Origin of the sequence: Phycicoccus endophyticus, assembly GCF_011326735.1 — a bacterium.
Taxonomy (GTDB): Bacteria; Actinomycetota; Actinomycetes; order Actinomycetales; family Dermatophilaceae; genus Phycicoccus; species Phycicoccus endophyticus.
The window spans coordinates 88,397-114,718 of the sequence record NZ_JAANCN010000001.1; the positions used below are offsets into that span (position 1 = coordinate 88,397).

The window sequence follows — 26,322 nt, forward strand, 5'->3', positions numbered from 1 at the left end:
GGACAGTAGGGAGAACATGACTGCACGAGACATCCTCACCGGCCGGGCCGCCGCCCTGGCCTCCACCGGCTCCGAGCGCGCGGACGACGCGGCGGTCGTCCTCGACGACCAGTGGGCCGGCCACGACGGCGACCAGTACGACCGCGAGGAGCGAGCGGCCCTACGGCGCGTCTCCGGACTCTCGACCGAGCTCGAGGACGTCACCGAGGTCGAGTACCGGCGGCTGCGCCTCGAGCGTGTCGTCCTCGCTGCCGTGTGGTCGCACGGCACGCTGACCGACGCGGAGAACTCGCTGCGCGAGCTCGCCGCGCTCGCCGAGACCGCCGGCTCCCAGGTGCTCGCCGGGGTGGTGCAGCGCCGGCCGCATCCCGACCCGTCCACCTACCTCGGCAAGGGCAAGGCGGCCGAGCTGCGCGACCTCGTCATCGCCGAGGGGGCCGACACCGTGGTCGCCGACACCGAGCTCGCCCCCAGCCAGCGTCGGGCCCTCGAGGACGTCGTCAAGGTCAAGGTCATCGACCGCACCGCCCTCATCCTCGACATCTTCGCCCAGCACGCCAAGAGCCGGGAGGGCAAGGCGCAGGTCGAGCTCGCCCAGCTGCAGTACCTGCTGCCGCGGCTGCGTGGCTGGGGCGAGTCGATGTCCCGGCAGGCGGGGGGACAGGCCGCGGGCGGCCAGGGGATGGGCTCGCGCGGGCCCGGTGAGACCAAGATCGAGCTCGACCGGCGGCGGATCAACTCGCGCATCGCCCGGCTGCGGCGCGAGATCGCCGCGATGAAGACCGTCCGGGAGACCAAGCGCGGCGGGCGTCGGGCCCACCGGGTCCCGAGCGTGGCCATCGCGGGGTACACCAACGCCGGCAAGTCCAGCCTGCTCAACCGGCTCACCGGTGCGGGCGTGCTCGTCGAGGACCAGCTCTTCGCGACCCTCGACCCGACCGTCCGCCGCGCCGAGACCCCGGACGGGCGGCTCTACACCCTGAGCGACACCGTCGGCTTCGTGCGCCAGCTACCGCACGAGCTCGTCGAGGCGTTCCGCTCCACCCTGGAGGAGGTGGCCGACGCCGACCTCCTGCTCCACGTGGTCGACGGCAGCCACCCCGACCCCGAGGGGCAGATCTCCGCGGTGCGGTCCGTGCTCGCCGAGGTCGGTGCGGACGACGTCAAGGAGGTCGTCGTCGTCAACAAGGTCGACCTCGCCGACCCCGAGGTCCTCGACCGCCTCCGTCGGCACGAGACGCACTCCATCGCGGTCTCGGCGCGCACCGGCGCCGGGGTCGACGCGCTGCGGGCGCTCGTCGCCCAGGAGCTGCCCCAGCCCGACGTGGACGTCGAGGTGCTCGTTCCCTACGACCGGGGTGACCTGGTCAGCCGCGTCCACGAGACGGGCGAGGTGCTCGCGAGCGAGCACCTGGCCGAGGGCACCCGGCTGAGCGCCCGGGTCGACGCCGAGCTCGCCCACGACCTCGCCGCGTACGCCCGCTGACCATCCGCCGCAGCGGGGCTGAACCCCGGCGGTGGGCGAGGCCTGTCGGTGCCAGCGGGCAGGCTCGCGCACGTGAAGGTCTACCTCGCCGCGCCGATGCCCGCCGTGCAGCTCGTGCGGGACGCGCGCGACGTTCTGCTCACGGCCGGTCACGAGCTCACCCTCGACTGGACCCGCGAGATGCCGCCGACCGAGGGCGTGGACCTGGATCCGGCCGTCTCGGCGGCGATGGCGTCGGCCATGCTCGAGGCCGTGTGGACCGCTGACGCGCTGGTCGCGCTCGCCACCGGGTATGAAGGACGGGGCATGTTCGTCGAGCTCGGCGCGGCACTGAGCCGGGCGGCCCACGAGAGCGCGTACACCGTCGCCGTGGTGGGCGACATCATCCGGGGGAGCGTCTTCTACAGCCATCCCGCGGTGACGCGCTTCCGCAGTGTCGAGCAGTGCGCCGCGGCGTTGCGCACCGCCGGCGGCGATACTGTTGCGAACCCTGTGCAATAGGCTGGTCGAGTGCACGCCCCGACGACCCTGAGGACCACCCGCCTGACGCTGCGCCCGCCGACCCCTGCGGACGAGTCGCTGTGGGTCCGGCTGCACCGCGACCCGGGCCTCTACGGGCACTCGCCGCACTCGATGGCGGCGACCGACGACGCCGCGGCAGCCGCCTTCGCCGCCGTGCTCGACCACTGGCGCGAGCACGGTGTCGGGTACCACGTCGTCGAGGAGGCAGGCTCGGGCGAGGCGTTCGGGTTCGGCGGGCTGCGCACCCGGCCGGCCACCGGTGTCCTCAACCTCTACTACCGCCTGGCCGCCTCGCACCACGGGCGGGGGCTGGCGCGCGAGGCGGCCCGGGCCTGGGTCGCCGACGCGCTCGAGTGGCGCCCGGACCTGCCCGTCGAGGCGGTGGTCCGGCCGGTCAACGTCGCGTCGGTGCACACCGCGCAGGCGGCCGGCCTCGAGCGCGCGGGCACCACCCGCCACCCCGACGACCTCCCCGACGCCGAGCCGTCCCTCGTGCTGCGTGCACCGCGGATGCACCTGTGCCGCAGTGGTTTCGACGACGCCACTCGAGAGGAGGTGCTCGACCTCTGGTGTGCCGTCAACGACGCGGGCGGGGCGGTCGGCTTCCTGCCCGGGGCGCCGCGGGAGCGGGTGGCCGAGGCGCTCGGCGCCCACGAGGAGGCGATGGCCACCGGCTCCGCCGTCGCGGTGCTGCTCCGGGCCGCCGACGGCTCCCTCGCCGCGCTCGGTTGGTGGGCCGCCGGGCCGAACCCCCTGCTCGGGCACCGGCGGACGGCCTACCGGGTCATGACGGACCCCGCTCGGCGCGGTCGCAACCTCGGCCGCCTGCTGATGTCCGCGATGCACCGGGTGGCGCGTGCCGAGGGCGTCGAGCTCGTCGAGCTGGGCGTGCGGGGTGGGACCGGGACGGAGGAGTTCTACGGGCGGCTGGGCTACCGGGAGGTCGGCCGTCTGGCCGGCGGCATCCGGGTCGCCCCCGACGACGAGCGCGACGACATCTGGATGGCGCGGTGGCTCGAGGAGGCCGCCCCCGAGGTCAGCTGAGCCCGACGATCCGGCCGTCGTCGTCGACGTCGATCCGGGTGCTGGCGGGCACCTTGGGCAGCCCGGGCATCGTCATGATCTCGCCGGTGACGAGGACGACGAAGCCGGCCCCCGCCGAGAGCCGCACCTCCCGCACGGTCACCGTGTGGCCCTCGGGGGCGCCGCGCAGGCTCGGGTCGGTCGAGAACGAGCTCTGCGTCTTGGCGATGCACACGGGCAGGTGGCCGTAGCCCTCGGCCTCGATGGCCGCCAGCCGGCGGGCCGCCCTCGGCTCGAACGTCACGGCCGCCGCGCCGTAGACCCGGGTGGCGACCGCCTCCGCCTTGCGGGCGAGCGGAGCGTCGTCGGGGTAGACGAGCTGCATGTCCGCCTCCGCGGCCTCGATGACCTCGAGCACCCCGCGGGCCAGCGCCTCTGCGCCGCGTCCACCCTCGGCGAAGTGCGTCGCCTCGTAGCAGCGCACCCCCTCGGCCTCGACCAGCCGGCCGACCTCGGCCACCTCGGCGTCGGTGTCGCTCGGGAACCGGTTGAGCGCGACGACCGCCGGCAGCCCGTAGACCTCGCGGACGTTGGCCAGGTGGCGACGCAGGTTGGCCATCCCCGCCGCGAGCGCCTCGAGGGACTCCGTCGCCAGGTCGGCGACCTCGACGCCACCGTGGTACTTCAGGGCCCGGACGGTCGCGACCACGACGACCGCCGCGGGGCGCAGCCCGGAGGCGCGGCAGGTGATGTCGACGAACTTCTCCGCGCCGAGGTCGGCGCCGAACCCGGCCTCGGTGACGACGTAGTCCGCGAGCCGCAGCGCGGTGCGGGTGGCCACGACCGAGTTGCAGCCGTGGGCGATGTTGGCGAACGGGCCGCCGTGGACCAGCGCGGGGGTGTGCTCGAGGGTCTGGACGAGGTTGGGCGCCAGGGCGTCCTTGAGGATCGCCGTCATCGCACCGTGCACCTGCAGGTCGCGCGCCCGCACCGGCTCCCGGCCGCGGGTGTACCCGACGACGATGGCGCCGAGCCGCTCGCGCAGGTCGGCGACCGAGGTGGCGAGACAGAGGATGGCCATGACCTCGGAGGCGACGACGATGTCGAACCCGTCCTCGCGGGGGACGCCGTTGGTCGGGCCGCCGAGGCCGACGACGACCTCTCGCAGGGCGCGGTCGTTGAGGTCGACGACGCGCTTCCAGGTGATCGTGCGCGGGTCGACGTCGAGCTCGTTGCCGTGGTGCAGGTGGTTGTCCAGGACCGCGGAGAGCAGGTTGTGCGCTGCCGCGACGGCCGCGAAGTCGCCGGTGAAGTTGAGGTTGATGTCGGCCATCGGCACGACCTGCGCGTACCCGCCCCCGGCGGCGCCACCCTTGATGCCGAAGACCGGGCCCATCGACGGCTCGCGCAGCGCGACGACCGTCCGCTCGCCGAGGCGGGAGAGCGCGTCGGCCAGGCCAACCGAGGTCGTCGTCTTGCCCTCACCGGCCGGGGTGGGCGAGATGGCCGTGACGAGGACGAGCGCTCCTTCGGGCCGCCCCTCGAGCGAGCGGACGTGCTCGAGCGCGATCTTGGCCTTGGTGTGCCCGTAGGGCAGGAGGTGCTCGGCGGCGATCCCCAGCCGGTCCCGGGCGAGGTCGACGACGGGGAGGAGGTCGGCTGCCTCGGCGATCTCGATGTCCGCGGGGACGGGCCCGGTGTGCGCGTCGGTGGTCACACGGGCCATCGTGGCACCCCGCTCCGGCGGCCGACAACCGGCCCGATGCGCTGCGCGCAACGAGGTGCGCACTGAGCAACGCGCACCCGTCGCGGTGGCACCCCTCGTCCACAACCCCCCTCCGGCGGCGCGGCGCCGCCGGGCCCGGGCCTAGGCTGCTCGGGTGCCCTCTCTCGACGACCTCCTGCGGGCCGCCGTCGCCGGGGTCGGGGGCAGCGAGCGCACCGGCCAGGTGGAGATGGCCCACGCCGTCGCCGACGCCGTCGAGCGGGGCGAGCACCTGCTCGTCCAGGCCGGCACCGGGACGGGGAAGTCCCTGGCCTACCTCGTGCCCGCCGTGCAGCACGCGGTCGACTCCGGGCACACCGCCGTCGTCGCGACGGCGACGTTGGCCCTCCAGGCGCAGGTGGTCGACCGCGACATGCCGCGGCTCGCGCGGGCTCTCGAGCCGCTGCTCGGCCGGCGTCCCACGTACGCCCTGGTCAAGGGGCGGCGCAACTACGTCTGCCGGCACAAGCTCGAGGGCGGCTTCCCGGACGACGACGCCGACACCCTGCTCGAGCTCGGGGAGGTCGACCGGGCCGCGTCCCGGCTGGGGCAGGAGGTCGTGCGGCTGCGGGCGTGGGCGGAACAGACCGAGTCCGGCGACCGCGACGAGCTCGTGCCGGGGGTCTCCGAGCGGGCCTGGCGCCAGGTCTCGGTGAGCGCCCAGGAGTGCCTGGGCTCGCGCTGCCCGATGGCCGCCGAGTGCTTCGTCGAGCGCTCGCGGGCGGCGGCCCGCGAGGTCGACGTCGTCGTGACCAACCACTCCTTCATGGCCATCGACGCCTTCGAGGGCCGGGCGCTGCTGCCCGAGCACGACGTCCTCGTCGTCGACGAGGGGCACGAGCTCGTCGACCGCGTCACCTCGACCGTCACCGACGAGCTGACCGCTGCCGCCGTCCGGGCGGCCGGCCGGCGGGCCGGGCGCCAGGCCGAGGCAGCCGAGGCGCTCGAGGACGCCGCCGCGCTGCTCGAGGCCACCCTGGAGCCGATGGCCGAGGGTCGCCTCACCGGGGTCCCCGACGCGCTCGCGCTGGCGCTCGGGCGGGTCCGCGACGTCGCCCGGCAGGCCCAGAGCGAGCTGAAGCCGGCGGCGGGGGAGGAGCCGGACGGTGCCCGCAAGGTCGCGCAGGCGGCCGTCGAGGAGCTCTTCGACACCGCGGCGCGGATGCTCGAGGAGCGCGAGCTCGACGTCGTCTGGCTCGCCAAGGACCCTCGTCGCGGTCCGGTGCTACGGGTCGCGCCGATGAGCGTCGCGATGCTCGTGCGCGAGCGGGTCTTCGACGAGCGCACCGTCCTGCTCACCTCCGCGACGCTGGAGCTGGGCGGCAGCTTCGAGGCCGTCGCCGGGACCCTCGGGCTGCGCGGCGAGGGCGCCCCGCGGTGGCGCGGCCTCGACGTCGGCAGCCCCTTCGACTACCCGCGTCAGGGCATCGCCTACGTCGCGAGACACCTCCCGGCCCCCGGGCGGGACGGGACGGCGCCGCAGACCCTCGACGAGCTGGAGGCCCTGGTCCGGGCCGCCGGGGGGCGCACCCTCGGCCTGTTCTCCTCGATGCGGGCCGCCCGCGAGGCCACGGAGGAGCTGCGCTCGCGGCTCGAGGACACCGACATCGTCCTGGCGTGCCAGGGGGAGGACCAGATCGCCACCCTCGTGCGGGAGTTCGCCCGGGACGCCCGCACCTGCCTGTTCGGGACCCTGTCGCTGTGGCAGGGCGTCGACGTGCCCGGCTCCTCGTGCCAGCTCGTCGTCATCGACCGCATCCCCTTCCCCCGCCCCGACGACCCGCTGGCCTCGGCACGTTCGCAGGCGATCGCCCGGATGGGCGGCAACGGGTTCATGGCGGTCTCGGCGACGCACGCGGCCCTCCGGCTGGCCCAGGGCGCCGGGCGGCTCATCCGCCGGGCCGACGACCGCGGCGTCGTCGCCTTCCTCGACTCGCGGATGATGACCGCCCGCTACGCCGGGTTCCTCCAGCGCTCGCTGCCGCCGTTCTGGCCGACGGCCGACCGCGACCTCGTCCTCGGGGCGCTGCGCCGGCTCGACGAGACCGCACCCCCGCCGCTGCCGGTCGCGGAGCCGACCCTGCGGGGGCTGACCGGCGCCGTCGCCGGCACGTCGATGGCCGCGGCGGCGCCGCCCGTGCCGCCGGACGCGGCGCGCACGGCCGTCACCCGCGGGCACGCCTGGGGCGCGGCGGAGGACGAGGAGCTGCGCGACGGGGTGGCCCTCGGGCTGACGAGCGAGGAGCTGGCCGAGTCGATGGAGCTCCCGCTCGACGTCGTGCGGGCGCGCCTCGACGGGCTGGGGCTGCAGGCGGGGACCGGCCCGACGCTGACCTTCGAGTGACGTCCGAGCGCGGCTCAGGCCGCGGCGCGCTCGAGCGAGCGCAGCCAGGCCTGGGTGTCCCGCGGGTCCGTGAACCGCAGCACCGGTGGCCCGTCGGGGGCCGCGCACAGCTGCTCGACCTGGGCGCGCTTGCGGTCGAAGGAGCGGACGTGCCAGGCGATGATCGAGTCGCTCGAGAGGGTCCCTCGCCAGGACTCGTGGTTGCCGCCGCAGACCTCCTCGTGCTCGCGCAGCCGTCGCACGGTCCGGTTGAGCAGCCGGGCCAGGCTCACCCGGCGGGGGTAGTCGAGGGCGATGACGAGGTCGGCGTGCGCCAGCACGAGCTCGCGGGTCGCGCTCCACATCGCGTCCATGACCCAGGCCGGCCCGGCGAGGTGCTCGCGGACCGCCTCCACCTGCCCGGCCGGGCCGAGCTGCACCCAGCCGGGGCGCCACATGAGGTCGTCCACGGCGACGTACGGCATCCCGCCCACGGCGGCGAGGCGGACCGCGAGGGAGGACTTGCCCGAGCCCGTGACGCCGATGACGACGACCCGACGGTGGCGTGCGAGGTCGAAGTCGCCGTCGGGGGTCACCGGGTGATCGTAGGCCAGCGGGCGGCCCTCTGTGGGCGCTGCACCCGGTCGGCGGGGGATGGCAGAGTGAGCGCCATGACCGAGGTGGTGGGAGCGGGCAGCGCACGGGTGCCCCCGTACGTCCTCGTCACCGGCCCCGAGGAGATCCTCGCCGAGCGCGCCGTCGCCCAGACGCTCGACGAGCTGCGGGTCACCAGCCCCCAGCTCGAGGTCGTGCGCGTGTACGCCGGGGGCTACGAGCCCGGGGCGTTGGCCCTCCACGCCAGCCCCTCCCTCTTCGGCGGGGCCACGTGCGTCGTCGTTCACGACCTCGACGAGGCGGGGGAGGAGCTGCAGGGTGACCTGCTGCGCCTGCTCGGTCAGGAGCCTGCGCCCGACCTCACCCTCGTGGTCCAGCACCGCAGCGGGCAGCGGGGGCGCAAGGTCCTCGACGCGCTGCGGGGGGCCGGCGCCCGGGTCCTCGAGGCGCCCGCGGTCCGCACCGACCGCGACAAGTCCGACTTCGCCGCGCACGAGTTCCGGCGGGCCCGGCGCAAGGCGACGGGCGAGGCGGTACGCGCCCTCGTCGAGGCGGTCGGCAAGGACGTGCGCGAGCTCGCCGCCGCCTGCCAGCAGCTGATCGAGGACACGACCGGCGTCATCGACGAGCAGGTCGTCCTCACCTACCACGGGGGCAAGGTCGAGGCGACCGGCTTCCGGGTCGCCGACGCCGCCCTGGCCGGCGACCCCGGCGAGGCCCTGCGCCTGCTGCGGCACGCCATCGCCGTCGGGGTCGACCCGGTGCCGATCGTCGCCGTCCTCGCCCAGCAGGTCCGCCAGCTCGTCGGCGTCGGGTCCGCGGGCCGGGGCCGCTCGGGCGACATCGCCCGTGAGGTCGGGATGGCACCGTGGCAGGTGGACCGGGCGCGACGCACCCTCGCGGGCTGGACCGCCGAGGGGCTGGCGACCTGCCTCCAGGCGGCGGCCGCCGCCGACGCCGAGGTCAAGGGGGGCGGGCGCGACCCGGTCTACGCCGTCGAGCGGCTCGTCCTGACGATCACCGGCCAGCACACCCGCCACCAGGGGGGCTGAGCCGGCCTCGCCCGTTTTGGCCACCGCGGGCCGCCCCTGGTATTTTGGGCGACTGCGTGCGCGTGTGGTCGCGCGCGCACGAGCATCACCAGCGCGAGTCAACCACGGGTGCCCCACGCCCGGTCCCGACCCGCGACTGCCGCCCTCTACGGCAACCGAAACCCGACCGAAGGCAAAGAACCAGTGGCGAACATCAAGTCCCAGCTCAAGCGGATCAAGACCAACCAGCGCGCGACCGAGCGCAACCGGGCGGTCAAGTCCGAGTTCAAGACGGCCATCCGTCGCTTCCGCGAGGCCGCGGACGCCGGGCAGGCCGACGCGGCGCGCGAGGCGCTCAAGGTCGCCTCGACGACCCTCGACAAGGCCGTGAGCAAGGGCGTCATCCACCAGAACCAGGCCGCGAACAAGAAGTCCGCGATGGCCAAGCGGGCCGCTCAGCTCTGAGCCCGGGCCCCCGACGCCGACGGGCCCGTCACCCCCAGGGGTGACGGGCCCGTCGGCTTCCTGGCTCAGGAGGCCGCGCGGACGGCGGCGGCGACCTCCTCGAAGCGCTCCCGGGCCAGGACCGCGCCCTCGCGGCGGACCGCCTCGGGGTCGACCCGGATGACCCGGTTGACGCGCACCTCGCTCGCTCGCCCCCGCGAGTCCCACGCACCCGAGCCGATGTCGACCCACAGCCGCCCGGCGCGCCGCTCCTGCTCCTCGTCGCGGTCGTGGTCCTGGCTGGTCAGCTGCAGGGCGAGCAGCCACGGGCCGTCCCGGCCGACGAGCAGGACCGGGCGGTCCTTGCCCTGGGCGTGGTCCTCCTCGTAGGGCACCCACGTCCACACGATCTCGCCGGGGTCCGGCTCGCCGTCCGGGTGCGGGGCGTAGACCGGCTCGAGCGCTCCCTCGTAGTCGCCGGGGTAGCCCCCCGCCGAGGGCGTGCCGGCCTCCGGCCGGCGCCGGGTGCCGGGGCGCGTACGGGTCGCCGCGCGGACCGCCTCACGCACGGCCGAGGTGACGATGGGGCGGAGGATGCGCTGCCACTGCATGGCCCGACCCTACTGAGCGGACCGAGCGGCCACCGCCGTCCCGCGCGTTCGGGGGCGGCGGCGCGACGTGGGAGACTGGGGGCCAGCGCCCCGCCCCGCCGACCCCGAGGAAACCAGCCGCCCGTGTCCCCCCGCGCCCGCACCGTGCTGCCGCCGCACGCGACACCGCCGGAGGCGATCCGCAACTTCTGCATCATCGCCCACATCGACCACGGCAAGTCGACCCTCGCCGACCGCATGCTCCAGATCACCGGGGTCGTCGAGGAGCGCGCGATGCGCGCCCAGTACCTCGACCGGATGGACATCGAGCGCGAGCGGGGGATCACGATCAAGTCCCAGGCGGTCCGGATGCCCTGGGAGGTCGAGGGCCACCCCTACGTGCTCAACATGATCGACACCCCGGGGCACGTCGACTTCACCTACGAGGTCTCCCGCAGCCTCGCCGCGTGCGAGGGTGCCGTCCTGCTCGTCGACGCGGCCCAGGGCATCGAGGCCCAGACGCTGGCCAACCTCTACCTCGCGCTCGAGAACGACCTGACGGTCATCCCCGTGCTGAACAAGATCGACCTGCCGGCCGCGCAGCCGGAGAAGTACGCCGAGGAGCTGGCCGGGCTGATCGGCTGCGACCCCGCGGACTGCTTCCAGGTCTCCGGGAAGACGGGCGCGGGCGTCGAGCCGCTCCTGGACGCCATCGTCGGCCAGGTCCCCCCGCCGGTCGGCGACCCGGCCGCCCCCGCCCGGGCGATGATCTTCGACTCGGTCTACGACACCTACCGCGGCGTCGTCACCTACGTCCGGGTCGTCGACGGCGACCTCAACCCGCGCGAGCGGATCGCGATGATGTCGACCAAGGCCACCCACGAGCTGCTCGAGATCGGCGTGATCAGCCCGGAGCCGACGCCGGCCGACGGCCTCGGCGTCGGCGAGGTCGGCTACCTCATCACGGGTGTCAAGGACGTGCGCCAGAGCCGGGTCGGCGACACCGTGACCAACGCGCGCACACCGGCCGACAGCCCGCTCGGCGGCTACCGCGACCCCAAGCCGATGGTGTTCTCCGGCCTGTACCCGATCGACGGGAGCGACTACCCCGACCTGCGCGACGCGCTCGACAAGCTCAAGCTCAACGACGCCGCGCTCGTCTACGAGCCGGAGACCTCGGCCGCCCTCGGCTTCGGCTTCCGGTGCGGCTTCCTCGGGCTGCTCCACCTGGAGATCGTCCGCGAGCGGCTCGAGCGCGAGTTCGACCTGGACCTGATCTCGACCCAGCCCAACGTCGTCTACGACGTGACGATGGAGGACGGCACCGAGGTCGTCGTCACCAACCCCAGCGAGTTCCCCGGGGGGAAGGTGGCCGACGTCCGCGAGCCCGTCGTGCGCGCGACGATCCTCGCGCCCAGCGAGTTCATCGGGGCGATCATGGAGCTGTGCCAGGGCAAGCGCGGCACGCTGCTCGGGATGGACTACCTCTCCGAGGACCGCGTCGAGATGCGCTACACCCTGCCGCTCGCCGAGATCGTCTTCGACTTCTTCGACGCCCTGAAGTCCCGCACCCGCGGCTACGCCAGCCTCGACTACGAGCCGGCCGGGGACCAGAGCGCCGACCTGGTCAAGGTCGACATCCTCCTCCAGGGCGAGCAGGTCGACGCCTTCTCGGCGATCGTCCACAAGGACCGCGCCTACGGGTACGGCGTGATGATGGCCGGCAAGCTCAAGGAGCTCATCCCGCGCCAGCAGTTCGAGGTGCCGATCCAGGCCGCCGTCGGCGCCCGGGTCATCGCCCGCGAGAACATCCGCGCCATCCGCAAGGACGTCCTCGCCAAGTGCTACGGCGGCGACATCTCCCGCAAGCGCAAGCTGCTCGAGAAGCAGAAGGAGGGCAAGAAGCGGATGAAGATGGTCGGCCGGGTCGAGGTGCCGCAGGAGGCCTTCATCGCCGCGCTGACCTCCGACGGAGCCGGCGGGTCGGCGACCCGCTCGTGAGCCTCGCGCCCGCCGACCCCCACGCGTCGGGCGCCGGCCTGCGACACCCGAGCCCGCGGGTGCTCGTCCCGGTCTCGGCGCTGCTGTGGGGCACCCAGTTCGCCTTCCTCAACCCGGCGATCGGCATCATCCTCGTCGCGCTCTACGGTGCGGACGCGCGCGAGGTCGGCATCGCCCTGGCCGCCTACAACGTCAGCGGCTTCGTCTCCACGCTCGTCGTGCCCAGCCGGGCGGACCGCTCCGGGGACTACCTGCGGCCCCTGCTGTGGTGCGGGGTGTTCACCATCGCCCTGACGACGGCGCTCGCGCTCGCGACGACGCTGCCGCTCGCGGTGCTGGCCCTCGTCGCGCTCGGCGGGCCCGCGGGGATCGCCATCGGCCTGATCTTCGCCTACCAGCGCTACACCGGCGCGAGCGTCGAGCAGATCATGCGCACCCGGGCCGTGTTCTCCTTCGCCTGGGTCGGCGGGCCGCCGCTCGCGGCCTTCCTCATGGGGTTCTTCGGCAACCGCTCGGTGCTGTGGGCGGTGGCGGGCCTCGGGCTGCTCGGCCTGGGCCTGACCCGGGTGATGATGCGTGCGCACGCCCGCTCCGCGTACGCCGACGCGCCGCCACCGACGGGGGAGAGCATGGGGCGGGCGGTCCGCCGCCCGGAGGTCCTCGTCCTCCTCGGGGCGTTCGTCGCGTTCGGTGCCGCCCTGAGCGCGGCGGTCTCGGCGGTCCCCCTGTTCGTCACCCAGGAGCTCGGCCTCGACATCGAGTGGGGCGGTATCGCGCTCGGCACGTGCGCGGCGCTGGAGATCCCGGTCCTCATGGTCCTCGGCCGGGTCACCGCCCGCTTCGGCCCACGCCGCGTCGTCGTCGCGGGGTCGAGCCTCGGCCTCGCCTACTACCTGCTCATGACCGTGACCTCCGGGCCGGTCCTCCTCGTCGCCGGGCAGGCCCTCAACGCGGTCTTCATCGCGACGATGTCCGGGGTGGGACTCACCCTCTTCCAGGACGTCGTCGGCCGACCGGGCCTCGCGTCGTCGTTGTTCATGAACACGACACGGGTCGGGGCGGTCGTCTCCGGGCCGGCGATCGCCCTCGGGGGCAGCGGGGGCCTCGGCTACGGCGGTGTCTTCGCCGTGTGCGCGCTCCTGCTCGTCCTCGGGTCGGGGACCCTCGTCGTCAGCGGCGTGGGGCGGCGGCGGCGCGCCCGCGCCCGGTAGGCGGGCTCAGGCCGGGAGGGTCGACTCCTCGACGGTCGGGCCGAGCACAGGTCCCTCGCGCCACTCGTGCGGGCGCTCGAGCAGCGACAGCACGGCCAGCACGTCCCGGGGCCAGACGTCGTCGACCGTGGTCGCCAGGTCCGTCCGCCGCCACCACCTCGTGTCGATGATGCACAGCCGCTCCTCCTCGGTGTGGCCCGCCGGGTCCACCTCGAAGGCGGGCATCCGCAGGCCGAAGTACACCTCGGTCTGGTCGACGACCTTGTCGCTGTACCCGTGGACGACGACCCGCTCGAGCAGCGGGCCGGCGAGCCGGTCGGGGTGCACCCGCTGCCCGGTCTCCTCCACCAGCTCGCGCACCGCCGCCTGCCGGTCGGACTCGCCGGGGTCGACGCCACCGCCGGGGGTGTCCCAGAAGTGCGCGCTCGGGTCGAGCCCGTGGTCGGAGTCGTGGAAGAGCAGCACCCGGTCCTCGTCGTCGACGACGAGGACGCGCACCGCGCGCCGGGTGAGCCGGGGCCGGTCCTCGGGTGCCGGGCGGACGAAGCCGGGCTGGCCGGGCAGGGGAGTCTCGGGGCTCACCCCGCCACGGTAGCCGTCGCCCCGAGCGGCTCAGGCCCGGGTGAGCCGAGCACGCAGGTGGGCGACGTCGTCCTCGCTCCAGCCGTTCGCGCGCAGCCAGCCGGGCGCCCCACCCCAGCCGTCGTCGACGGCCGCGAGGATGGTCGTCATCGTCTCGGCCCGCGGGGTCTGGTCCGAGACCGTCTGGCCCCTCAGGGCCGGGCCCTGGGAGTGGGTGCGGGACACCCGCTCGATGATCCGCTCGATCCGTTCGGCGGACAGCACGTAGTCGGCGACGATCTCCTCGCGCGGGACCCCGGCGACGTCGAGCGCCATCGCGACGACGGTGCCGGTGCGGTCCTTGCCCGCCGCGCAGTGGACCACCGCCGCCCCGGAGGCGTCGGCGACGGCCCACAGCGCGGCCGACACCGAGTCGGGACGCTGCGCGAGGTAGCCGAGGTAGTGCGTCGACCAGAACTCGGCGTCCCGGGTCCCCTGCTCGCGGGGCGGCAGCGCCAGGGCGCGCGCCGCGACCTCGTCGGCCGACTCCGGCGGACGCGGAGGCAGCAGCGAGTGGTGGTGGTGGGTGAGGCTCTCGAGGCGGCGCAGCGGCCCCGGACCCTCGAGGTGCAGCTCGGTCTCGGTCCGCAGGTCGACGACGTCGGTGACCCCGACCTCGTCGACGAGCCGTGCGATGTCGGCGTCGGTGAGGTCCTGGAGGTTGTCGGAGCGGATGAGCCGGCGCGCGACGGTCGTGCCGCCGTCCCGGGTCGGCAGGCCGCCGAGGTCGCGCATGTTGACGAGTCCCTCGAGGTCGATCCAGCGCTGCGCCACGGCGTCCATCGTAGGGAGTGTCGGTGACCTCGGGTGGACGGGGGAGTGGCGAGGTGTCGTCGCCCCGGGGCGCGATGATGGGGCCGTGCCACGACTACCCGACGGCGAGCCCGCGCCCCCGACGGGCGAGCTGCCCGCGGCGGCGCTCGCCGGTCTGCCGGAGACCTCGTTCGGGGTCTACCTGCACGTGCCGTTCTGCGCCGTGCGCTGCGGGTACTGCGACTTCAACACCTACACCCTGCCCGAGCTCGGCCCCGGTGCCTCGGTCGACGACTTCGCCGACACCGCCCTGCGCGAGCTCGACCTCGCCACCCGCGTGCTCGGCGACGCCGCGCCGCCCGTCGCCACGGTCTTCGTCGGCGGGGGCACCCCGACCCTCCTGCCCCCGGGCGACCTCGTGCGGCTGCTGGACGGCGTGCGGACGCGCTTCGGGCTCGCCGAGGGCGCGGAGGTGACCACCGAGGCCAACCCGGACTCGGTGACGCCCGAGGGGCTCGCGACCCTGGCCGCCGGTGGTTTCACCCGGGTCAGCCTCGGGATGCAGAGCGCCGTCCCGCACGTCCTGCGCACGCTCGAGCGTACGCACGACCCGGCCCGGGTCGGCCTGGCCGTGGCCGCCGCCCGGGCCGCCGGGCTCGCCGTGAGCCTCGACCTCATCTACGGCACGCCGGGGGAGTCGCTCCAGGACTGGCGCACCAGCCTGGAGGCCGCGCTCGCCCACCGTCCCGACCACGTCTCGGCGTACGCCCTCGTCGTCGAGGAGGGGACGAGGATGGCGGCGCAGGTGCGCCGTGGCGAGCTCCCCGTGCCCGACGGGGACGACGAGGCCGACAAGTACGAGCTCGCCGACGCCGTGCTCAGCGCCGCCGGCTACGGCTGGTACGAGGTGAGCAACTGGGCCCGCACTCCGGCCGACCGCTGCCGGCACAACGAGGGCTACTGGCGCGGGGACGCCTGGTGGGGCGTCGGGCCCGGGGCACACGGGCACGTGGGCGGGGTGCGCTGGTGGAACGTCAAGCACCCCCGGGCCTACGCCGCCCGCCTCGGGACGGGCGAGTCCCCCGCGGCCGCCCGTGAGGTCCTCACCGCCGAGCAGCGCCGCGACGAGACGGTGCTGCTCGGCGTGCGGCTGCGCGAGGGGCTCGCGCTGGAGCGCCTCGACCCCGCCGGCCGGGAGGCCGTGGCAGGGCTCGTCGCCGAGGGGCTGCTCGAGGGTGACGCGGCGGTCCGGGACCGCCGCGCCACCCTCACGCTGCGTGGCCGGCTGCTTGCCGACACCGTCGTGCGGCGGCTGCTCGGGGTGTGACCCGCGCCGGGCGGGCGCTCAGCGGACGAACTTCGGGGTGAGCGGCGGGTCCCACCACTCGCCGTTGCTCGCCTTGACCATGCCGAGGATGTGCACGACGACGGCGAAGACGCAGGCGGCGGGGTAGGTGACGAAGCCGACGAGGACCAGCATGAGCGGGAACGAGACGAGCAGCACGATGCCCACGATGATCTGGACGTTGAGCGCGTTCGCGGTGTGCGCGCGCACGAAGGGCCCGCGGTCCTTGACGACGAGGTAGATGACCAGCGCGGCGACGAAGCCCAGCGTGCCGGCGCTGAGGACGGTCGCGGCGAGCGCGATCCCGTGGGAGGCCATGCCCCACGTCTTCTCCTCCTGGGGGGACATCGGCGCGGCCACCGGGTAGCCCGGCGGCGGAGCGGGGGCCGGGTCGGGGGTGCCGGGGCCCGTGCTCGGGCCGGCCTGGGGGGCGTCGTCGCGAGGGGTGTGCTCGCTCATGGTTCCTCCTTGGTCGTTGTCCCTATCGAACACCCGACGCGGCCACGGCGCACGGGGTTCCCGGGACGGCTCCGGGTCGGGCTCGGGGTCCGCTCAGGGGCGACCCCTAGCGCGGCCGGCCCCGCTCCCGCCACACTGGGCCCATGGAGCTCGTCGACCGGGTGCGTGCGGCGCTCCCCCGGGCGCAGGAGCGGCGGATGTTCGGGGGCACCGGCTTCCTCGTCGACGGCGCCCTCGCGTGCTCGGTCAGCCCGCGGGGGCTCCTCGTGCGGACCGGGCGGGAGCTGTTCGCCGGCCTCGTCCGCCGCCCGGGGGTCGCCCCGATGGTCATGGGCGGGCGCACGAGCCGCGGCTGGGTCCACGTCGCGCCCGACGCCCTCGGCGACGACGCCTCGCTGCGGGAGTGGGTCGAGGTCGCGGTGAGCGCGGCCCGCGCCGCGGGCTAGGGGGCCGGCGGCGCGGTGACGAAGTCGATGAGCTCCTCGACCCGCCCGAGGAGCTCGGGCTCGAGGTCGGTCCACGAGCCGACCGAGCCGAGGATGCGCTTCCAGGCCCGCGCGATGTCGGCCTGGGTGTCGTGCGGCCAGCCGAGGTGGGCACAGATGCCGTGCTTCCACGAGGTCCCGCGGGGGATGACCGGCCAGGCCCGCAGGCCAAGACGGGCCGGCTTGACCGACTGCCAGACGTCGACGTAGGGGTGGCCGAGCACGAGGACGTGCTCGGCCCACGGCCGCAGGGCCCGGACCTCCTCGACGACCCGCGACTCCTTGCTGCCCGGGACGAGGTGGTCGACGAGGACCCCCATCCGCCGCCCGGGGCCGGGGTCGAAGGCGCGGACGGCGCCGGCGAGGTCGTCGACGCCCTCGAGCAGCTCGACGACGACGCCCTCGAGACGCAGGTCCTCCCCCCAGACCTTCTCGACGAGCTCGGCGTCGTGGCGGCCCTCGACGAAGATGCGCGACGCGGCCGCGACCCTGGCCCGCTGCCCCTGGACGGCCCGCGAGCCGCTCGCCGTGCGGTCGGCGGCCGCGCGCGCGTCCGCGAGCCGGCGGTCCTGCGCCGCCCGTGGCGGCACCAGGGTGACGGGAGCGCCGTCGAGGAGGAAGCCGGGGCCGAGCCGGAAGCCCCGGACCCGCCCGGCCCGGTCCTCGAGGTGGACCACGTGGACGCCGCCGGCCTTCTCGACCCGCACCACGGCGCCGCACCAACCGGTCTCGACGTCCTCGACGACGGTCCCCGGCTCGGCCGGCAGCTCGCGCGAGCGGCCCCGCGGTGGGCGGCGCCAGTCGCCCGAGAGCACGTCGCCGCCGTACCTGTCCGCCACGGCGGCGACGCTAGCCGCTCCCCGCCGGCGCGGTGGGGAGCGCCGCGCGCCGGGCCGTGCCGACTTTCGCGTCACGGGGACGGACGACGTAGGATTGGCACTCGGACGGCGAGAGTGCCAGCCCGGTGCCGCCGTGAGACCGCCCGAGCACCCGGACCGGAGGTGGAGCATGAGCGAGGACCGTCGTCTGCGCGTCCTGCGCGCCATCGTCCAGGACTACGTCGAGACCTCCGAGCCGGTCGGCTCCAAGGCCCTCCTCGAGCGCCACCGGCTCGGCGTCTCCGCGGCGACGGTGCGCAACGACATGGCCGCCCTCGAGGAGGACGGGCTGATCGCCGCACCCCACACGAGCGCGGGCCGGGTGCCCACCGACGCCGGCTACCGGCTGTTCGTCGACCGGCTCTCGCAGCTGAAGCCGATGACGAGCGCCGAGCAGCGAGCCATCGCGCACTTCCTCGAGGGGGCCGTCGACCTCGACGACGTCGTCGACCGTACGGTCCGGCTGCTCGCGTCGCTGACCCGTCAGGTGGCCGTCGTCCAGTACCCCTCGCTCTCGCGCTCCTCGGTGCGGCACGTCGAGCTCGTCCCGATCGGCGGCCCGCGCCTGCTCGTCGTCCTCATCACGACGACCGGCCGGGTCGAGCAGCGGGTCGTCGACGTCGGTACCGACCTGCTCTCGGCCGACGGGGAGGACACCCTCGCGACGCTGCGCGCCGAGCTGAACGGAGCGGCCGCGGGCCGCACGCTCGCCGACGCCTCCTCCGAGCTCGCGGCGCTGCCCGAGCGCGTCGACCCGGGGCTGCGCGAGGTCGTCCGCGCCGTCGTCGCCGCCCTCGAGGACTGCCTCGTCGAGGAGCGCGAGGAGCGGCTCGTCCTCGCCGGCACCGCCAACCTCGCCCGGGCGGGGTCGGACTTCGTCTCGAGCCTCGGACCGGTGCTCGAGGCGCTCGAGGAGCACGTCGTGCTGCTCAAGCTGCTCGGCACCGTCGCCGAGCAGGGCGGCACCCTCGCGGTGCGCATCGGCCACGAGAACCCCTACGCCGGGCTGCAGTCGACGTCCATGGTGAGCACCGGCTACGGCGCCGGCACCGACCTCGTCGCCGGGCTCGGCGTCGTCGGGCCCACCCGCATGGACTACCCGTCGGCGATGGCCTCGGTCCGGGCCGTCGCCACGTACGTCTCCCGGATCCTCGCCGACTGACGCGAGCGACCCGCCACCCACCGACCACGGAGGACTCCCCACCCGTGAACGACTACTACGCCGACCTCGGGGTCGCCCGCGAGGCGAGCCCCGAGGAGATCAAGCGGGCCTACCGCCGCGCGGCACGCACGCTGCACCCCGACGTCAACCCCGGTCCGGAGGCCGAGGAGCAGTTCAAGAAGGTCTCCCAGGCCTACGACGTCCTCTCCGACCCCGACAAGCGCCGGCAGTACGACATGGGCGCCGACCCGTACTCCGGCGGGGCGGCGAGCTTCGGCCAGGGCTTCTCGTTCAGCGACATCATGGACGCGTTCTTCGGCGGCACCGCCGCGGGCGCGGGCGCCGGGCCGCGCTCGCGCACGGCGCGCGGCCAGGACGCCCTCGTCCGGCTCGACATCGACCTCGGCGACGCCGTGTTCGGGGCCGAGAAGGAGCTGACGGTCGAGACGGCCGTCGCGTGCGGCACCTGCCACGGCGACGGACGCCAGCCCGGCACCTCGACCCGCACCTGCGACGTGTGCGAGGGGCGCGGCGAGATCCGCCAGGTGCAGCGCAGCTTCCTCGGCCAGGTGATGACCACCCGGCCGTGCATGACCTGCCACGGCTTCGGGCAGATCATCACCGACCCCTGCTACGAGTGCAGCGGCGACGGCCGGGTGCGTACCCGACGCACGCTCACCCTCAAGGTGCCCGCCGGGGTCGACACCGGCACCCGCATCCAGCTGGCGGGGGAGGGCGAGGTCGGGCCGGGAGCCGGCCCCGCCGGTGACCTCTACGTCGAGGTCTCGGTGCGCCGGCACCCGGTCTTCCAGCGCCGCGGCGACGACCTGCACGCCACGATCGAGCTGCCCATGACCGCCGCCGCCCTCGGTGCCACCCTCGCGATGGACACCTTCGACGGCAGCCAGGACCTCGACATCCGCCGGGGCACGCAGTCGGGTGACACGTTGACCCTGCGCGGGCTCGGGGTCACCCACCTGCGCGGCGGCGGCCGGGGCGACGTCGTCGTCCACGCCATCGTCCAGACCCCGACCAAGCTCGACCACGAGCAGGAGGAGCTGCTGCGCAAGCTCGCCGCCGCGCGCGGCGAGGAGCGGCCGCAGGGCCGGGTCGCGAACCCGGCCGAGGGCGGCCTCTTCGGCAAGCTGCGCGACGCCTTCAAGGCCCGCTGAACGGCCAGCGCATGACCCTGCCCGTCCACCTCGTGCCGGCCGGCGCCCTCGACGGCCGTGCGGTCGGTGACGTGGTCCGGCTCGACGGTGCCGAGGGCCGCCACGCGGTCGCGGTGCGCCGCACCCGCGCCGGGGAGCGGCTGGTCCTCGCCGACGGCCACAGCCGCTGCGTCGAGGGCGAGGTGGTCCAGGTCGGCCGCGACGTGCTCGACCTGCGCGTCGACGCCGTCCGCGAGGACCCGCAGCCCAGCCCGCGGTTCGTCCTCGTCCAGGCCCTCGCGAAGGGCGACCGCGACGACCAGGCGGTCGAGGCCGCGACCGAGTGCGGGGTCGACGAGGTCGTGCCCTGGCAGGCGGCGCGCAGCATCGTGCGCTGGCACGGGGAGCGCGGGGAGAAGGCCCGGCGCAAGTGGGACGCCGTGCTCGTGGCCGCGACGAAGCAGTCGCGGCGCACCCGGCGCCCGGTCCTCGCCGCGACGGCGTCGACCGGCGACATCGCCGCGCGGGTGCGCACGGCCACCCTCGCGCTCGTCCTCCACGAGGACGCCACGGCACCGCTCGCGGGGGTGGCGCTGCCGGACGCGGGCGACGTCGTGGTCGTCGTCGGGCCCGAGGGCGGCATCGCGCCGGACGAGCTCGCGGCGCTCGAGGAGGCCGGGGCCCGCACCGTGCGGCTCGGGCCCACCGTGCTGCGCTCGTCGAGCGCCGGCCCGGCCGCGCTCGCGGTGCTCAGCGCGGCGCAGCGCTGGCGCTGAGGCGCCGCCGGGACCCCGGCCGGGGTGCAGGCCCTAGGGTTGGGGGATGAGCGAGCCGAGCGAGGACTGCGTCTTCTGCACCATCGCGGCCGGGGGCATCCCCGCCGACGTCCTCGCCAGCAGCGAGCACTCGGTCGCCTTCCGCGACCTCGACCCGCAGGCGCCCACCCACGTCCTCGTCATCCCCCGCCGGCACGTGGCGAACCTCGGCGAGCTCGCCGACCACCCCGCGGAGCTGGCGGACGCCGTCGTGCTCGCGCGGCTCGTCGCCACCCAGGAGGGGCTCGAGGACGGCTACCGGCTCGTCGCCAACACCGGCGCCCGTGCCCAGCAGAGCGTCTTCCACGCCCACCTGCACGTCCTCGGTGGGCGCGACCTGACCTGGCCGCCCGGCTGACCCGTGCGCCGCGGGGGTGAACGACGTCGGTGCGGGCCCGTAGACTCGACCCACGATGACTGACGCCCCCATCGACGAGCCGATCGTCCCCGCCGGCAGCGCGCCGACCCATCCCCACGTGCCCCAGCACACGGTCGCGATCCCGGCCGACGTCCCGATGGTCACCCTGCTCGGCCCGCGCGACGAGCTGCTGCGCACGATGGAGCGCCAGTTCCCCCTCGTGGAGATCCACGTCCGGGGCAACGAGTTCCGCATCGGCGGTCCGAGCGCCGAGGTGGCGCTCGTCGAGCGTCTCCTCGACGAGCTGCTCGACGTCATCGACGGTGGCCAGCCGCTGAACCGCGACGCGGTCGAGCGCTCCATCCAGATGCTGCGCGCCCAGACCGCCGAGCGCCCCGCCGACGTCCTGACGATGAACATCGTCTCCAACCGGGGCCGGACGATCCGGCCGAAGACGCTGGGGCAGAAGCGCTACGTCGAGGCGATCGAGGACCACACCATCGTCTTCGGCATCGGCCCCGCGGGTACCGGCAAGACCTACCTCGCGATGGCCAAGGCGGTCGCGGCGCTCCAGGCCAAGCAGGTCAACCGGATCATCCTCACCCGCCCGGCGGTCGAGGCGGGGGAACGGCTCGGATTCCTCCCCGGCACCCTCAACGACAAGATCGACCCCTACCTGCGGCCGCTCTACGACGCCCTCCACGACATGGTCGACCCCGACTCCATCCCCCGGCTCATGGCTGCGGGGACGATCGAGGTCGCCCCGCTGGCCTACATGCGCGGACGCTCGCTCAACGACGCGTTCATCATCCTCGACGAGGCCCAGAACACCTCGCCGGAGCAGATGAAGATGTTCCTCACCCGGCTGGGCTTCGGCTCCAAGATGGTCGTCACCGGCGACGTCACCCAGGTCGACCTGCCCGGCGGCACGAGCAGCGGGCTGCGGGTCGTGCGAGACATCCTCGGCGACCTCGAGGACGTCCACTTCGCCGAGCTGTCCGCCGTCGACGTCGTCCGCCACCGGCTGGTCAGCGAGATCGTCGACGCCTACGGCCGCTGGGACGCCGCCCAGCAGGCGGGGCCGCCCCGCGGCGTGGAGCGGGCGCGTCGCGGTGCCGAGCGCGGCGGGGCGCGGTCGTGAGCATCGAGGTCCTCAACGAGACCGAGACCGCCGTCGACGAGCTCGAGCTCGTCGCGTGCGCGCGCTACGTGCTCGATCGGATGCGCGTCCACCCGCAGGCCGAGCTGTGCCTCCGTCTCGTCGACGAGCCGGCGATGGAGACCCTCCACGTGCAGTGGATGGACCTGCCCGGCCCGACCGACGTCATGAGCTTCCCCATGGACGAGCTGCGCCCCGGCCGTGACGGCGTCCCCCCGGACGAGGGGGTGCTCGGCGACATCGTGCTGTGCCCGAGTGTCGCCGCCCGGCAGGCCCGCACCGCCGGGCATGCGCTCGAGGAGGAGCTGCTGCTGCTCACCACCCACGGCATCCTCCACCTGCTCGGCTTCGACCACGCCGAGCCCGCCGAGGAGGCCGAGATGTTCGAGCTGCAGCGCCAGCTGCTGCTCACCTTCCTCGCCACCCGCGGCCGTCCGGGCGCCTGAGTCGGAGGACCCGATGACCCGGCTCGTCGTCGCGGCGGTGGTCGCGACCCTCGTCGCCTTCCTCATCTCGATGGCCGAGTCCGCCCTCCAGCGGATGTCCCGCGTGCGCGCCGAGGAGCTCGCCGAGGAGGGCCGTCCCGGCGCGAGCGCGCTGCTGCGGGTGATGGGCGAGACCGCCGCCTACCTGTCGGTCCTGTCCTTCGTACGGGTCATCGCCGAGTCCACGGCGGCCGTCATGGTCACCCTCGGGGCCGTCGACCTCGTCGAGGGCACCTGGCAGCCCTTCCTCGTGGCCATCGGTGTCATGGCGCTGATCAGCTTCGCGATCGTGGGCGTCTCGCCGGGCACCCTCGGGCGTCAGCACAGCACCCGGGTGGCCCTCCTCGCGGCGCCCGTCGTCATCTGGCTGCGCCGCGTCCTCGGGCCGTTCGCGCGCCTGCTCGTGGCCCTGACCAACGCGGTGACGCCCGGCAAGGGGTTCCGCGACGGGCCGTTCGAGAGCGAGTCCGAGCTGCGCGACCTCGTCGACGTCGCCCGGGAGAACCGGCTCATCGAGGCCGGCGAGCGCGAGATGATCCACTCCGTCTTCGAGCTCGGCGACACCTACACCCGCGAGGTCATGGTCCCGCGCACCGACATGGTCGCCATCGACGCCGACCGGGTCTGCCGCCAGGCGATGAAGCTGTTCATCCGCTCCGGCTTCTCCCGCATCCCCGTCGTCGGCGAGAGCGTCGACGACGTCGTCGGCATCCTCTACCTCAAGGACGTCGTGCGCCGGGTCAACGCCGACCCCGCCGCGGAGGCGCTGCCGGTCACCGCGCTCGCCCGCCCGGTGCGCTTCGTGCCCGAGAGCAAGCCGGTCGACGACCTCCTGCGGGAGATGCAGCTCGAGCAGACCCACCTGGCCGTCGTCGTCGACGAGTACGGGGGCACGGCGGGGATCGTCACCATCGAGGACATCCTCGAGGAGATCGTCGGCGAGATCACCGACGAGTACGACCGCGAGGGCCCCGAGACCGAGCAGCTGCCCGACGGGCGTACCCGTGTCCCGGCGACGATGCACGTCGACGACCTCGCCGAGCTGTTCGACGTCGACCTCGACGAGGACGAGGTCGACACCGTCGGCGGGCTCATCGGCAAGACGACCGGGATGGTGCCCATCGTCGGCTCCTCGTGCGAGGTGGCCGGCCTGCGGCTGACCGCCGAGCGGATGTCCGGGCGCCGCCACCGGGTCGCCACCGTCGTCGTCGAGCGGGTGGCGCCGCCGACGCCCGCCGACCCCGAGCTCGAGGAGACCCTGGGATGAGCGCTCCGCCCACCGCCGGCTACGTCGCCGGCTTCGCCTGCCTCGTGGGCCGGCCGAACGCCGGGAAGTCCACCCTGACCAACGCCCTCGTCGGCCGCAAGGTCGCCATCACCTCGAGCAAGCCGCAGACGACCCGGCACACGATCCGCGGCATCGTGACCACCGAGAGCAGCCAGCTCGTGCTCGTCGACACCCCCGGGCTGCACCGGCCCCGCACGCTGCTCGGTGAGCGGCTCAACGACCTCGTGCGCGAGACCCTGCTCGAGGTCGACGTCGTCGGCTTCTGCCTCCCGGCCGACCAACGGGTCGGGCCGGGGGACCAGTTCATCGCCGCCGAGCTGGCCGAGCTGCGGCGCAGCCGCCGGCGGCCGGTGGTCGCGATCGCCACGAAGTCCGACACCGTCGAGCGCGGCCGGCTCGCCGAGCACCTCATCGCCGTCGACCGGCTCGGGGACTGGGACGACATCGTGCCGTGCTCGGCCACCCGCGGCGAGCAGGTCGACGACGTCGCCCGGATCCTCGCCGGCCACCTGCCGCCCTCGCCGGGGCCGCTCTACCCGGACGGTGAGCTCACCGACGAGCCGGAGGCCGTCCTCGTCGCCGAGCTGGTCCGCGAGGCCGCGCTCGAGGGGGTGCGCGACGAGCTGCCGCACAGCCTGGCCGTGGTCGTCGAGGAGATGGTCCCCCGGGAGGGGCGGCCGGCGCAGGACCCGCTGCTCGACGTGCGCGTGCACGTCTTCGTCGAGCGCGACAGCCAGAAGGCCATCGTCATCGGCCGCGGCGGCTCTCGGCTGCGTGAGGTCGGCTCCACGGCCCGGCGCGGCATCGAGGCCCTGCTCGGCCAGCGGGTCCATCTCGACCTGCACGTCAAGGTGGCCAAGGACTGGCAGCGCGACCCCAAGCAGCTGCAGCGCCTCGGCTTCTGAGGCGGCCGCGCCCCGCCCGTCAGTAGCTGCCGCCGCCGATGAGCGCGATGGCGTGGCCGCGGCCTCGGGCCCCGAGCCGGCGGGTGACCTCGGCGACGTCGGCGGACACGGTGCGCTCGGAGACCCCGAGGGTCCGGGCGATCTCGCGGTCGGTCGCGCCGTCGGTGAGCAGGAAGGCCACCTCGACCATCCGCCGGCTGAACCGGGGCTGCTCCCCGGGGCCGTGGACCGGGGTGGCCCCCGCCCACACCCGCTCGTAGCAGGTGACCGCGGCGGCGGCGACGTGCGGGACGGTGCTGACGAAGACCTGGCCCTCGAGGCTGTGCCCCCGGGGGGCGCCGACGAACACCGTGCGGCCGTCGACGACGAGCAGCGGGGCGACGACGGGCGCGACCCGCAGCCGTGGGTGGTGGCTGGCGAGCAGGGGGAGGCGCTCGAGGCTCGCCGGCGAGGTCACGTACCGGCCGTCGACACCGCGACGCGCCGCGACGGCCGCGAGCCCGCGCCCGGCCCGCACCTCGCTCCACGTCGGCGTGTGGGTCAGGTGCCAGACACTGGCCTGCACCGAGCCCGTGAGAGCGCCGAGGCCCGCGCTGAGGGACTCCTTGACCGTGCCCAGCGCCCGGAAGCGGTCGTCCCCGGCGACGACGAGCCCGTGGGCCCACCGGAAGAAGTCCCGCGGGTCGGCGAAGCGTTCGGCGGTCACCTCCCGACCCCGACGAGCAGCGCGATGGCGTGGCCGCGACCGCGGGCCTGGAGCCAGTCGATGACGGTGCGGACCTCGGCCGAGACGGTGCGCCGGCTGATCCCGAGCTCCGCGGCGATCTCCCGGTCGCCGGCGCCGTCGGCGAGGCGGAGCGCCACCTCGTAGGTGCGACGCTCCAGCACCGGGCGGTCGGTGGCCTCCTGCCACGGTCGAGCGGCCCGCCAGCACTCCTCGAACACCGCGGTGGCCGCCGCGAGGATGACGGGGTCCTGGCTGGCCCACACCGAGCCGGACACCCTCGTGCCCTCGGGGCCGGAGAGGAAGACGTGGGAGCCGTCGGTGAGCAGCATCGGGCCCGGGACGGGGCCGACGCGCATCGCGGGGACCGCCGTCGTGACGAGTGGGCAGGAGTCCACGCACAGGGGCGCGTAGAGGTCGCGGTGGGTCACCGCGTCGTGCTCGAGCCCGGCCGCCACCGCCGCCCCGCGGCGCAGGGCCCGCAGGCTCATCCGGTTCTGCATGTTCCACACCGAGTGCCGGACCTGTTCGGCGCGCCGTCGGAAGTGGTCGTCCGCGAGCCGGTGGGGGCCGAGGGGCGTCAGCCGCGGGTCGCCCCGGAGCATCAAGGTGGCGACGTCGTCGAAGAAGGCGCCCGGCGACGTGCGGACGTCCTCGGCGCCCATCCCCACCGCACCTCCCTCGGCGACCCGTTGCGAGTTCTCGCAAACCCGCTGGCACCCC

General features: G+C 74.7%; 27 protein-coding genes. 18 read left to right on the plus strand and 9 right to left on the minus strand.

Annotation, left to right across the window (positions count from 1 at the left end; genetic code table 11):
- The first annotated feature begins 16 nt into the window (after positions 1-16).
- The 3 genes from hflX (at position 17) to G8D98_RS00415 (ending at position 3,052) form a co-directional block, all read left to right on the plus strand.
- Positions 17-1,486 (plus strand): GTPase HflX, encoded by a 1,470-nt coding sequence (gene hflX, locus G8D98_RS00405; protein ID WP_166097667.1) that lies wholly within the window; start codon positions 17-19, stop codon positions 1,484-1,486.
- A 72-nt stretch (positions 1,487-1,558) separates the two neighbouring features.
- Positions 1,559-1,987: a hypothetical protein gene (locus G8D98_RS00410; RefSeq protein WP_166097669.1), complete on the plus strand. Its 429-nt coding sequence runs from the start codon at positions 1,559-1,561 to the stop codon at positions 1,985-1,987.
- Positions 1,988-1,996: 9 nt separating this feature from the next.
- Positions 1,997-3,052 (plus strand): GNAT family N-acetyltransferase, encoded by a 1,056-nt coding sequence (locus G8D98_RS00415; protein WP_166097672.1) that lies wholly within the window; start codon positions 1,997-1,999, stop codon positions 3,050-3,052.
- Here G8D98_RS00415 and G8D98_RS00420 read toward each other — a convergent pair.
- Complete coding sequence (locus G8D98_RS00420) at positions 3,045-4,748, minus strand: formate--tetrahydrofolate ligase (protein WP_240920854.1); 1,704 nt, start codon at positions 4,746-4,748, stop codon at positions 3,045-3,047. The genes G8D98_RS00415 and G8D98_RS00420 overlap by 8 nt on opposite strands.
- Before the next feature lie 163 nt (positions 4,749-4,911).
- On the opposite strand from G8D98_RS00420, the gene G8D98_RS00425 reads away from it, so the two are divergent.
- A complete protein-coding gene (locus G8D98_RS00425; protein ID WP_229661720.1) occupies positions 4,912-7,140 on the plus strand; it encodes an ATP-dependent DNA helicase in 2,229 nt (742 codons plus the stop codon).
- A 14-nt stretch (positions 7,141-7,154) separates the two neighbouring features.
- Here G8D98_RS00425 and G8D98_RS00430 read toward each other — a convergent pair whose 3' ends face one another.
- Positions 7,155-7,715, minus strand: coding sequence for a P-loop NTPase family protein (locus tag G8D98_RS00430; protein ID WP_166097677.1), 561 nt, complete (start codon positions 7,713-7,715; stop codon positions 7,155-7,157).
- 75 nt (positions 7,716-7,790) lie between these two features.
- Here G8D98_RS00430 and holA point away from each other — a divergent pair, with 75 nt between their 5' ends.
- Together holA and rpsT are read left to right on the plus strand one after the other, a co-directional pair.
- On the plus strand, positions 7,791-8,786 hold the full coding sequence (gene holA, locus G8D98_RS00435; protein ID WP_166097680.1) for a DNA polymerase III subunit delta: 996 nt from the start codon (positions 7,791-7,793) through the stop codon (positions 8,784-8,786).
- 183 nt (positions 8,787-8,969) lie between these two features.
- Positions 8,970-9,230 carry a 30S ribosomal protein S20 gene (gene rpsT, locus G8D98_RS00440; RefSeq protein ID WP_166097683.1) on the plus strand — a complete coding sequence of 87 codons (261 nt, stop codon included), beginning with the start codon at positions 8,970-8,972 and terminating at the stop codon, positions 9,228-9,230.
- A gap of 65 nt (positions 9,231-9,295) precedes the next feature.
- On the opposite strand, the gene G8D98_RS00445 is transcribed toward rpsT, so the two are convergent.
- Positions 9,296-9,820 (minus strand): type II toxin-antitoxin system PemK/MazF family toxin, encoded by a 525-nt coding sequence (locus G8D98_RS00445; RefSeq protein WP_166097685.1) that lies wholly within the window; start codon positions 9,818-9,820, stop codon positions 9,296-9,298.
- Positions 9,821-9,943: 123 nt separating this feature from the next.
- Here G8D98_RS00445 and lepA point away from each other — a divergent pair, with 123 nt between their 5' ends.
- Together lepA and G8D98_RS00455 are read left to right on the plus strand one after the other, a co-directional pair.
- Positions 9,944-11,800, plus strand: coding sequence for a translation elongation factor 4 (gene lepA, locus G8D98_RS00450; RefSeq protein ID WP_166097687.1), 1,857 nt, complete (start codon positions 9,944-9,946; stop codon positions 11,798-11,800).
- Positions 11,797-13,011, plus strand: coding sequence for an MFS transporter (locus G8D98_RS00455; RefSeq protein WP_166097690.1), 1,215 nt, complete (start codon positions 11,797-11,799; stop codon positions 13,009-13,011). Before lepA ends, G8D98_RS00455 begins: the two co-directional genes overlap by 4 nt.
- Positions 13,012-13,017: 6 nt before the next feature.
- On the opposite strand, the gene G8D98_RS00460 is transcribed toward G8D98_RS00455, so the two are convergent.
- Together G8D98_RS00460 and G8D98_RS00465 are read right to left on the minus strand one after the other, a co-directional pair.
- Positions 13,018-13,593 (minus strand): NUDIX hydrolase, encoded by a 576-nt coding sequence (locus G8D98_RS00460; protein WP_205859658.1) that lies wholly within the window; start codon positions 13,591-13,593, stop codon positions 13,018-13,020.
- Positions 13,594-13,623: 30 nt separating this feature from the next.
- Complete coding sequence (locus G8D98_RS00465; RefSeq protein WP_166097692.1) at positions 13,624-14,415, minus strand: tyrosine-protein phosphatase; 792 nt, start codon at positions 14,413-14,415, stop codon at positions 13,624-13,626.
- Between the two features lie 76 nt (positions 14,416-14,491).
- On the opposite strand from G8D98_RS00465, the gene hemW reads away from it, so the two are divergent.
- Positions 14,492-15,712, plus strand: coding sequence for a radical SAM family heme chaperone HemW (gene hemW / locus G8D98_RS00470; protein WP_229661719.1), 1,221 nt, complete (start codon positions 14,492-14,494; stop codon positions 15,710-15,712).
- 18 nt (positions 15,713-15,730) lie between these two features.
- On the opposite strand, the gene G8D98_RS00475 is transcribed toward hemW, so the two are convergent.
- A complete protein-coding gene (locus G8D98_RS00475) occupies positions 15,731-16,189 on the minus strand; it encodes a DUF4870 domain-containing protein (protein ID WP_166097697.1) in 459 nt (152 codons plus the stop codon).
- 143 nt (positions 16,190-16,332) lie between these two features.
- Between G8D98_RS00475 and G8D98_RS00480 the strand changes: the two genes are divergently transcribed.
- Positions 16,333-16,635 carry a TfoX/Sxy family protein gene (locus G8D98_RS00480; protein WP_166097699.1) on the plus strand — a complete coding sequence of 101 codons (303 nt, stop codon included), beginning with the start codon at positions 16,333-16,335 and terminating at the stop codon, positions 16,633-16,635.
- On the opposite strand, the gene G8D98_RS00485 is transcribed toward G8D98_RS00480, so the two are convergent.
- Positions 16,632-17,513 carry a DUF3097 domain-containing protein gene (locus G8D98_RS00485; RefSeq protein ID WP_187566778.1) on the minus strand — a complete coding sequence of 294 codons (882 nt, stop codon included), beginning with the start codon at positions 17,511-17,513 and terminating at the stop codon, positions 16,632-16,634. The two genes, G8D98_RS00480 and G8D98_RS00485, sit on opposite strands and share 4 nt — an antisense overlap.
- 169 nt (positions 17,514-17,682) lie before the next feature.
- Here G8D98_RS00485 and hrcA point away from each other — a divergent pair, with 169 nt between their 5' ends.
- The 8 genes from hrcA to era are packed head-to-tail and all read left to right on the plus strand — an operon-like array spanning position 17,683 to position 24,875.
- Positions 17,683-18,714, plus strand: coding sequence for a heat-inducible transcriptional repressor HrcA (gene hrcA, locus G8D98_RS00490; protein WP_166097703.1), 1,032 nt, complete (start codon positions 17,683-17,685; stop codon positions 18,712-18,714).
- Between the two features lie 44 nt (positions 18,715-18,758).
- Entirely contained in the window at positions 18,759-19,886 is a 1,128-nt protein-coding gene (gene dnaJ / locus G8D98_RS00495; protein WP_166097706.1) for a molecular chaperone DnaJ, read from the plus strand.
- Positions 19,887-19,897: 11 nt separating this feature from the next.
- Positions 19,898-20,641: a 16S rRNA (uracil(1498)-N(3))-methyltransferase gene (locus G8D98_RS00500; protein WP_166097708.1), complete on the plus strand. Its 744-nt coding sequence runs from the start codon at positions 19,898-19,900 to the stop codon at positions 20,639-20,641.
- 46 nt (positions 20,642-20,687) lie between these two features.
- Positions 20,688-21,038 carry an HIT domain-containing protein gene (locus G8D98_RS00505; protein WP_166097710.1) on the plus strand — a complete coding sequence of 117 codons (351 nt, stop codon included), beginning with the start codon at positions 20,688-20,690 and terminating at the stop codon, positions 21,036-21,038.
- Between the two features lie 55 nt (positions 21,039-21,093).
- Positions 21,094-22,179, plus strand: a complete 1,086-nt coding sequence (locus G8D98_RS00510) for a PhoH family protein (RefSeq protein ID WP_166097713.1) — start codon at positions 21,094-21,096, stop codon at positions 22,177-22,179.
- Entirely contained in the window at positions 22,176-22,643 is a 468-nt protein-coding gene (ybeY, locus tag G8D98_RS00515; RefSeq protein WP_166097715.1) for an rRNA maturation RNase YbeY, read from the plus strand. Before G8D98_RS00510 ends, ybeY begins: the two co-directional genes overlap by 4 nt.
- A gap of 13 nt (positions 22,644-22,656) precedes the next feature.
- On the plus strand, positions 22,657-23,949 hold the full coding sequence (locus tag G8D98_RS00520) for a hemolysin family protein (RefSeq protein WP_166097719.1): 1,293 nt from the start codon (positions 22,657-22,659) through the stop codon (positions 23,947-23,949).
- A complete protein-coding gene (gene era, locus G8D98_RS00525) occupies positions 23,946-24,875 on the plus strand; it encodes a GTPase Era (RefSeq protein WP_166097721.1) in 930 nt (309 codons plus the stop codon). The genes G8D98_RS00520 and era overlap by 4 nt, the downstream gene beginning before the upstream one ends.
- Positions 24,876-24,894: 19 nt before the next feature.
- Here the strand turns inward: era and G8D98_RS00530 are convergent, their stop codons facing one another.
- Together G8D98_RS00530 and G8D98_RS00535 are read right to left on the minus strand one after the other, a co-directional pair.
- A complete protein-coding gene (locus G8D98_RS00530) occupies positions 24,895-25,581 on the minus strand; it encodes a helix-turn-helix transcriptional regulator (protein WP_166097723.1) in 687 nt (228 codons plus the stop codon).
- Positions 25,578-26,264: a helix-turn-helix transcriptional regulator gene (locus G8D98_RS00535; RefSeq protein WP_166097725.1), complete on the minus strand. Its 687-nt coding sequence runs from the start codon at positions 26,262-26,264 to the stop codon at positions 25,578-25,580. Before G8D98_RS00535 ends, G8D98_RS00530 begins: the two co-directional genes overlap by 4 nt.
- Positions 26,265-26,322 lie beyond the last annotated feature (58 nt).

Coding starts and splice junctions, on each gene's coding strand:
- hflX (WP_166097667.1), top strand. CDS start 17: ATGACTGCACGAGACATCCTCACCGGCCGGGCCGCCGCCCTGGCCTCC.
- holA (WP_166097680.1), top strand. CDS start 7,791: ATGACCGAGGTGGTGGGAGCGGGCAGCGCACGGGTGCCCCCGTACGTC.
- G8D98_RS00445 (WP_166097685.1), bottom strand. CDS start 9,820: ATGCAGTGGCAGCGCATCCTCCGCCCCATCGTCACCTCGGCCGTGCGT.
- G8D98_RS00465 (WP_166097692.1), bottom strand. CDS start 14,415: ATGGACGCCGTGGCGCAGCGCTGGATCGACCTCGAGGGACTCGTCAAC.
- G8D98_RS00475 (WP_166097697.1), bottom strand. CDS start 16,189: ATGAGCGAGCACACCCCTCGCGACGACGCCCCCCAGGCCGGCCCGAGC.
- G8D98_RS00480 (WP_166097699.1), top strand. CDS start 16,333: ATGGAGCTCGTCGACCGGGTGCGTGCGGCGCTCCCCCGGGCGCAGGAG.
- hrcA (WP_166097703.1), top strand. CDS start 17,683: ATGAGCGAGGACCGTCGTCTGCGCGTCCTGCGCGCCATCGTCCAGGAC.
- G8D98_RS00500 (WP_166097708.1), top strand. CDS start 19,898: ATGACCCTGCCCGTCCACCTCGTGCCGGCCGGCGCCCTCGACGGCCGT.
- G8D98_RS00505 (WP_166097710.1), top strand. CDS start 20,688: ATGAGCGAGCCGAGCGAGGACTGCGTCTTCTGCACCATCGCGGCCGGG.
- G8D98_RS00510 (WP_166097713.1), top strand. CDS start 21,094: ATGACTGACGCCCCCATCGACGAGCCGATCGTCCCCGCCGGCAGCGCG.
- G8D98_RS00520 (WP_166097719.1), top strand. CDS start 22,657: ATGACCCGGCTCGTCGTCGCGGCGGTGGTCGCGACCCTCGTCGCCTTC.
- era (WP_166097721.1), top strand. CDS start 23,946: ATGAGCGCTCCGCCCACCGCCGGCTACGTCGCCGGCTTCGCCTGCCTC.
- G8D98_RS00535 (WP_166097725.1), bottom strand. CDS start 26,264: ATGGGCGCCGAGGACGTCCGCACGTCGCCGGGCGCCTTCTTCGACGAC.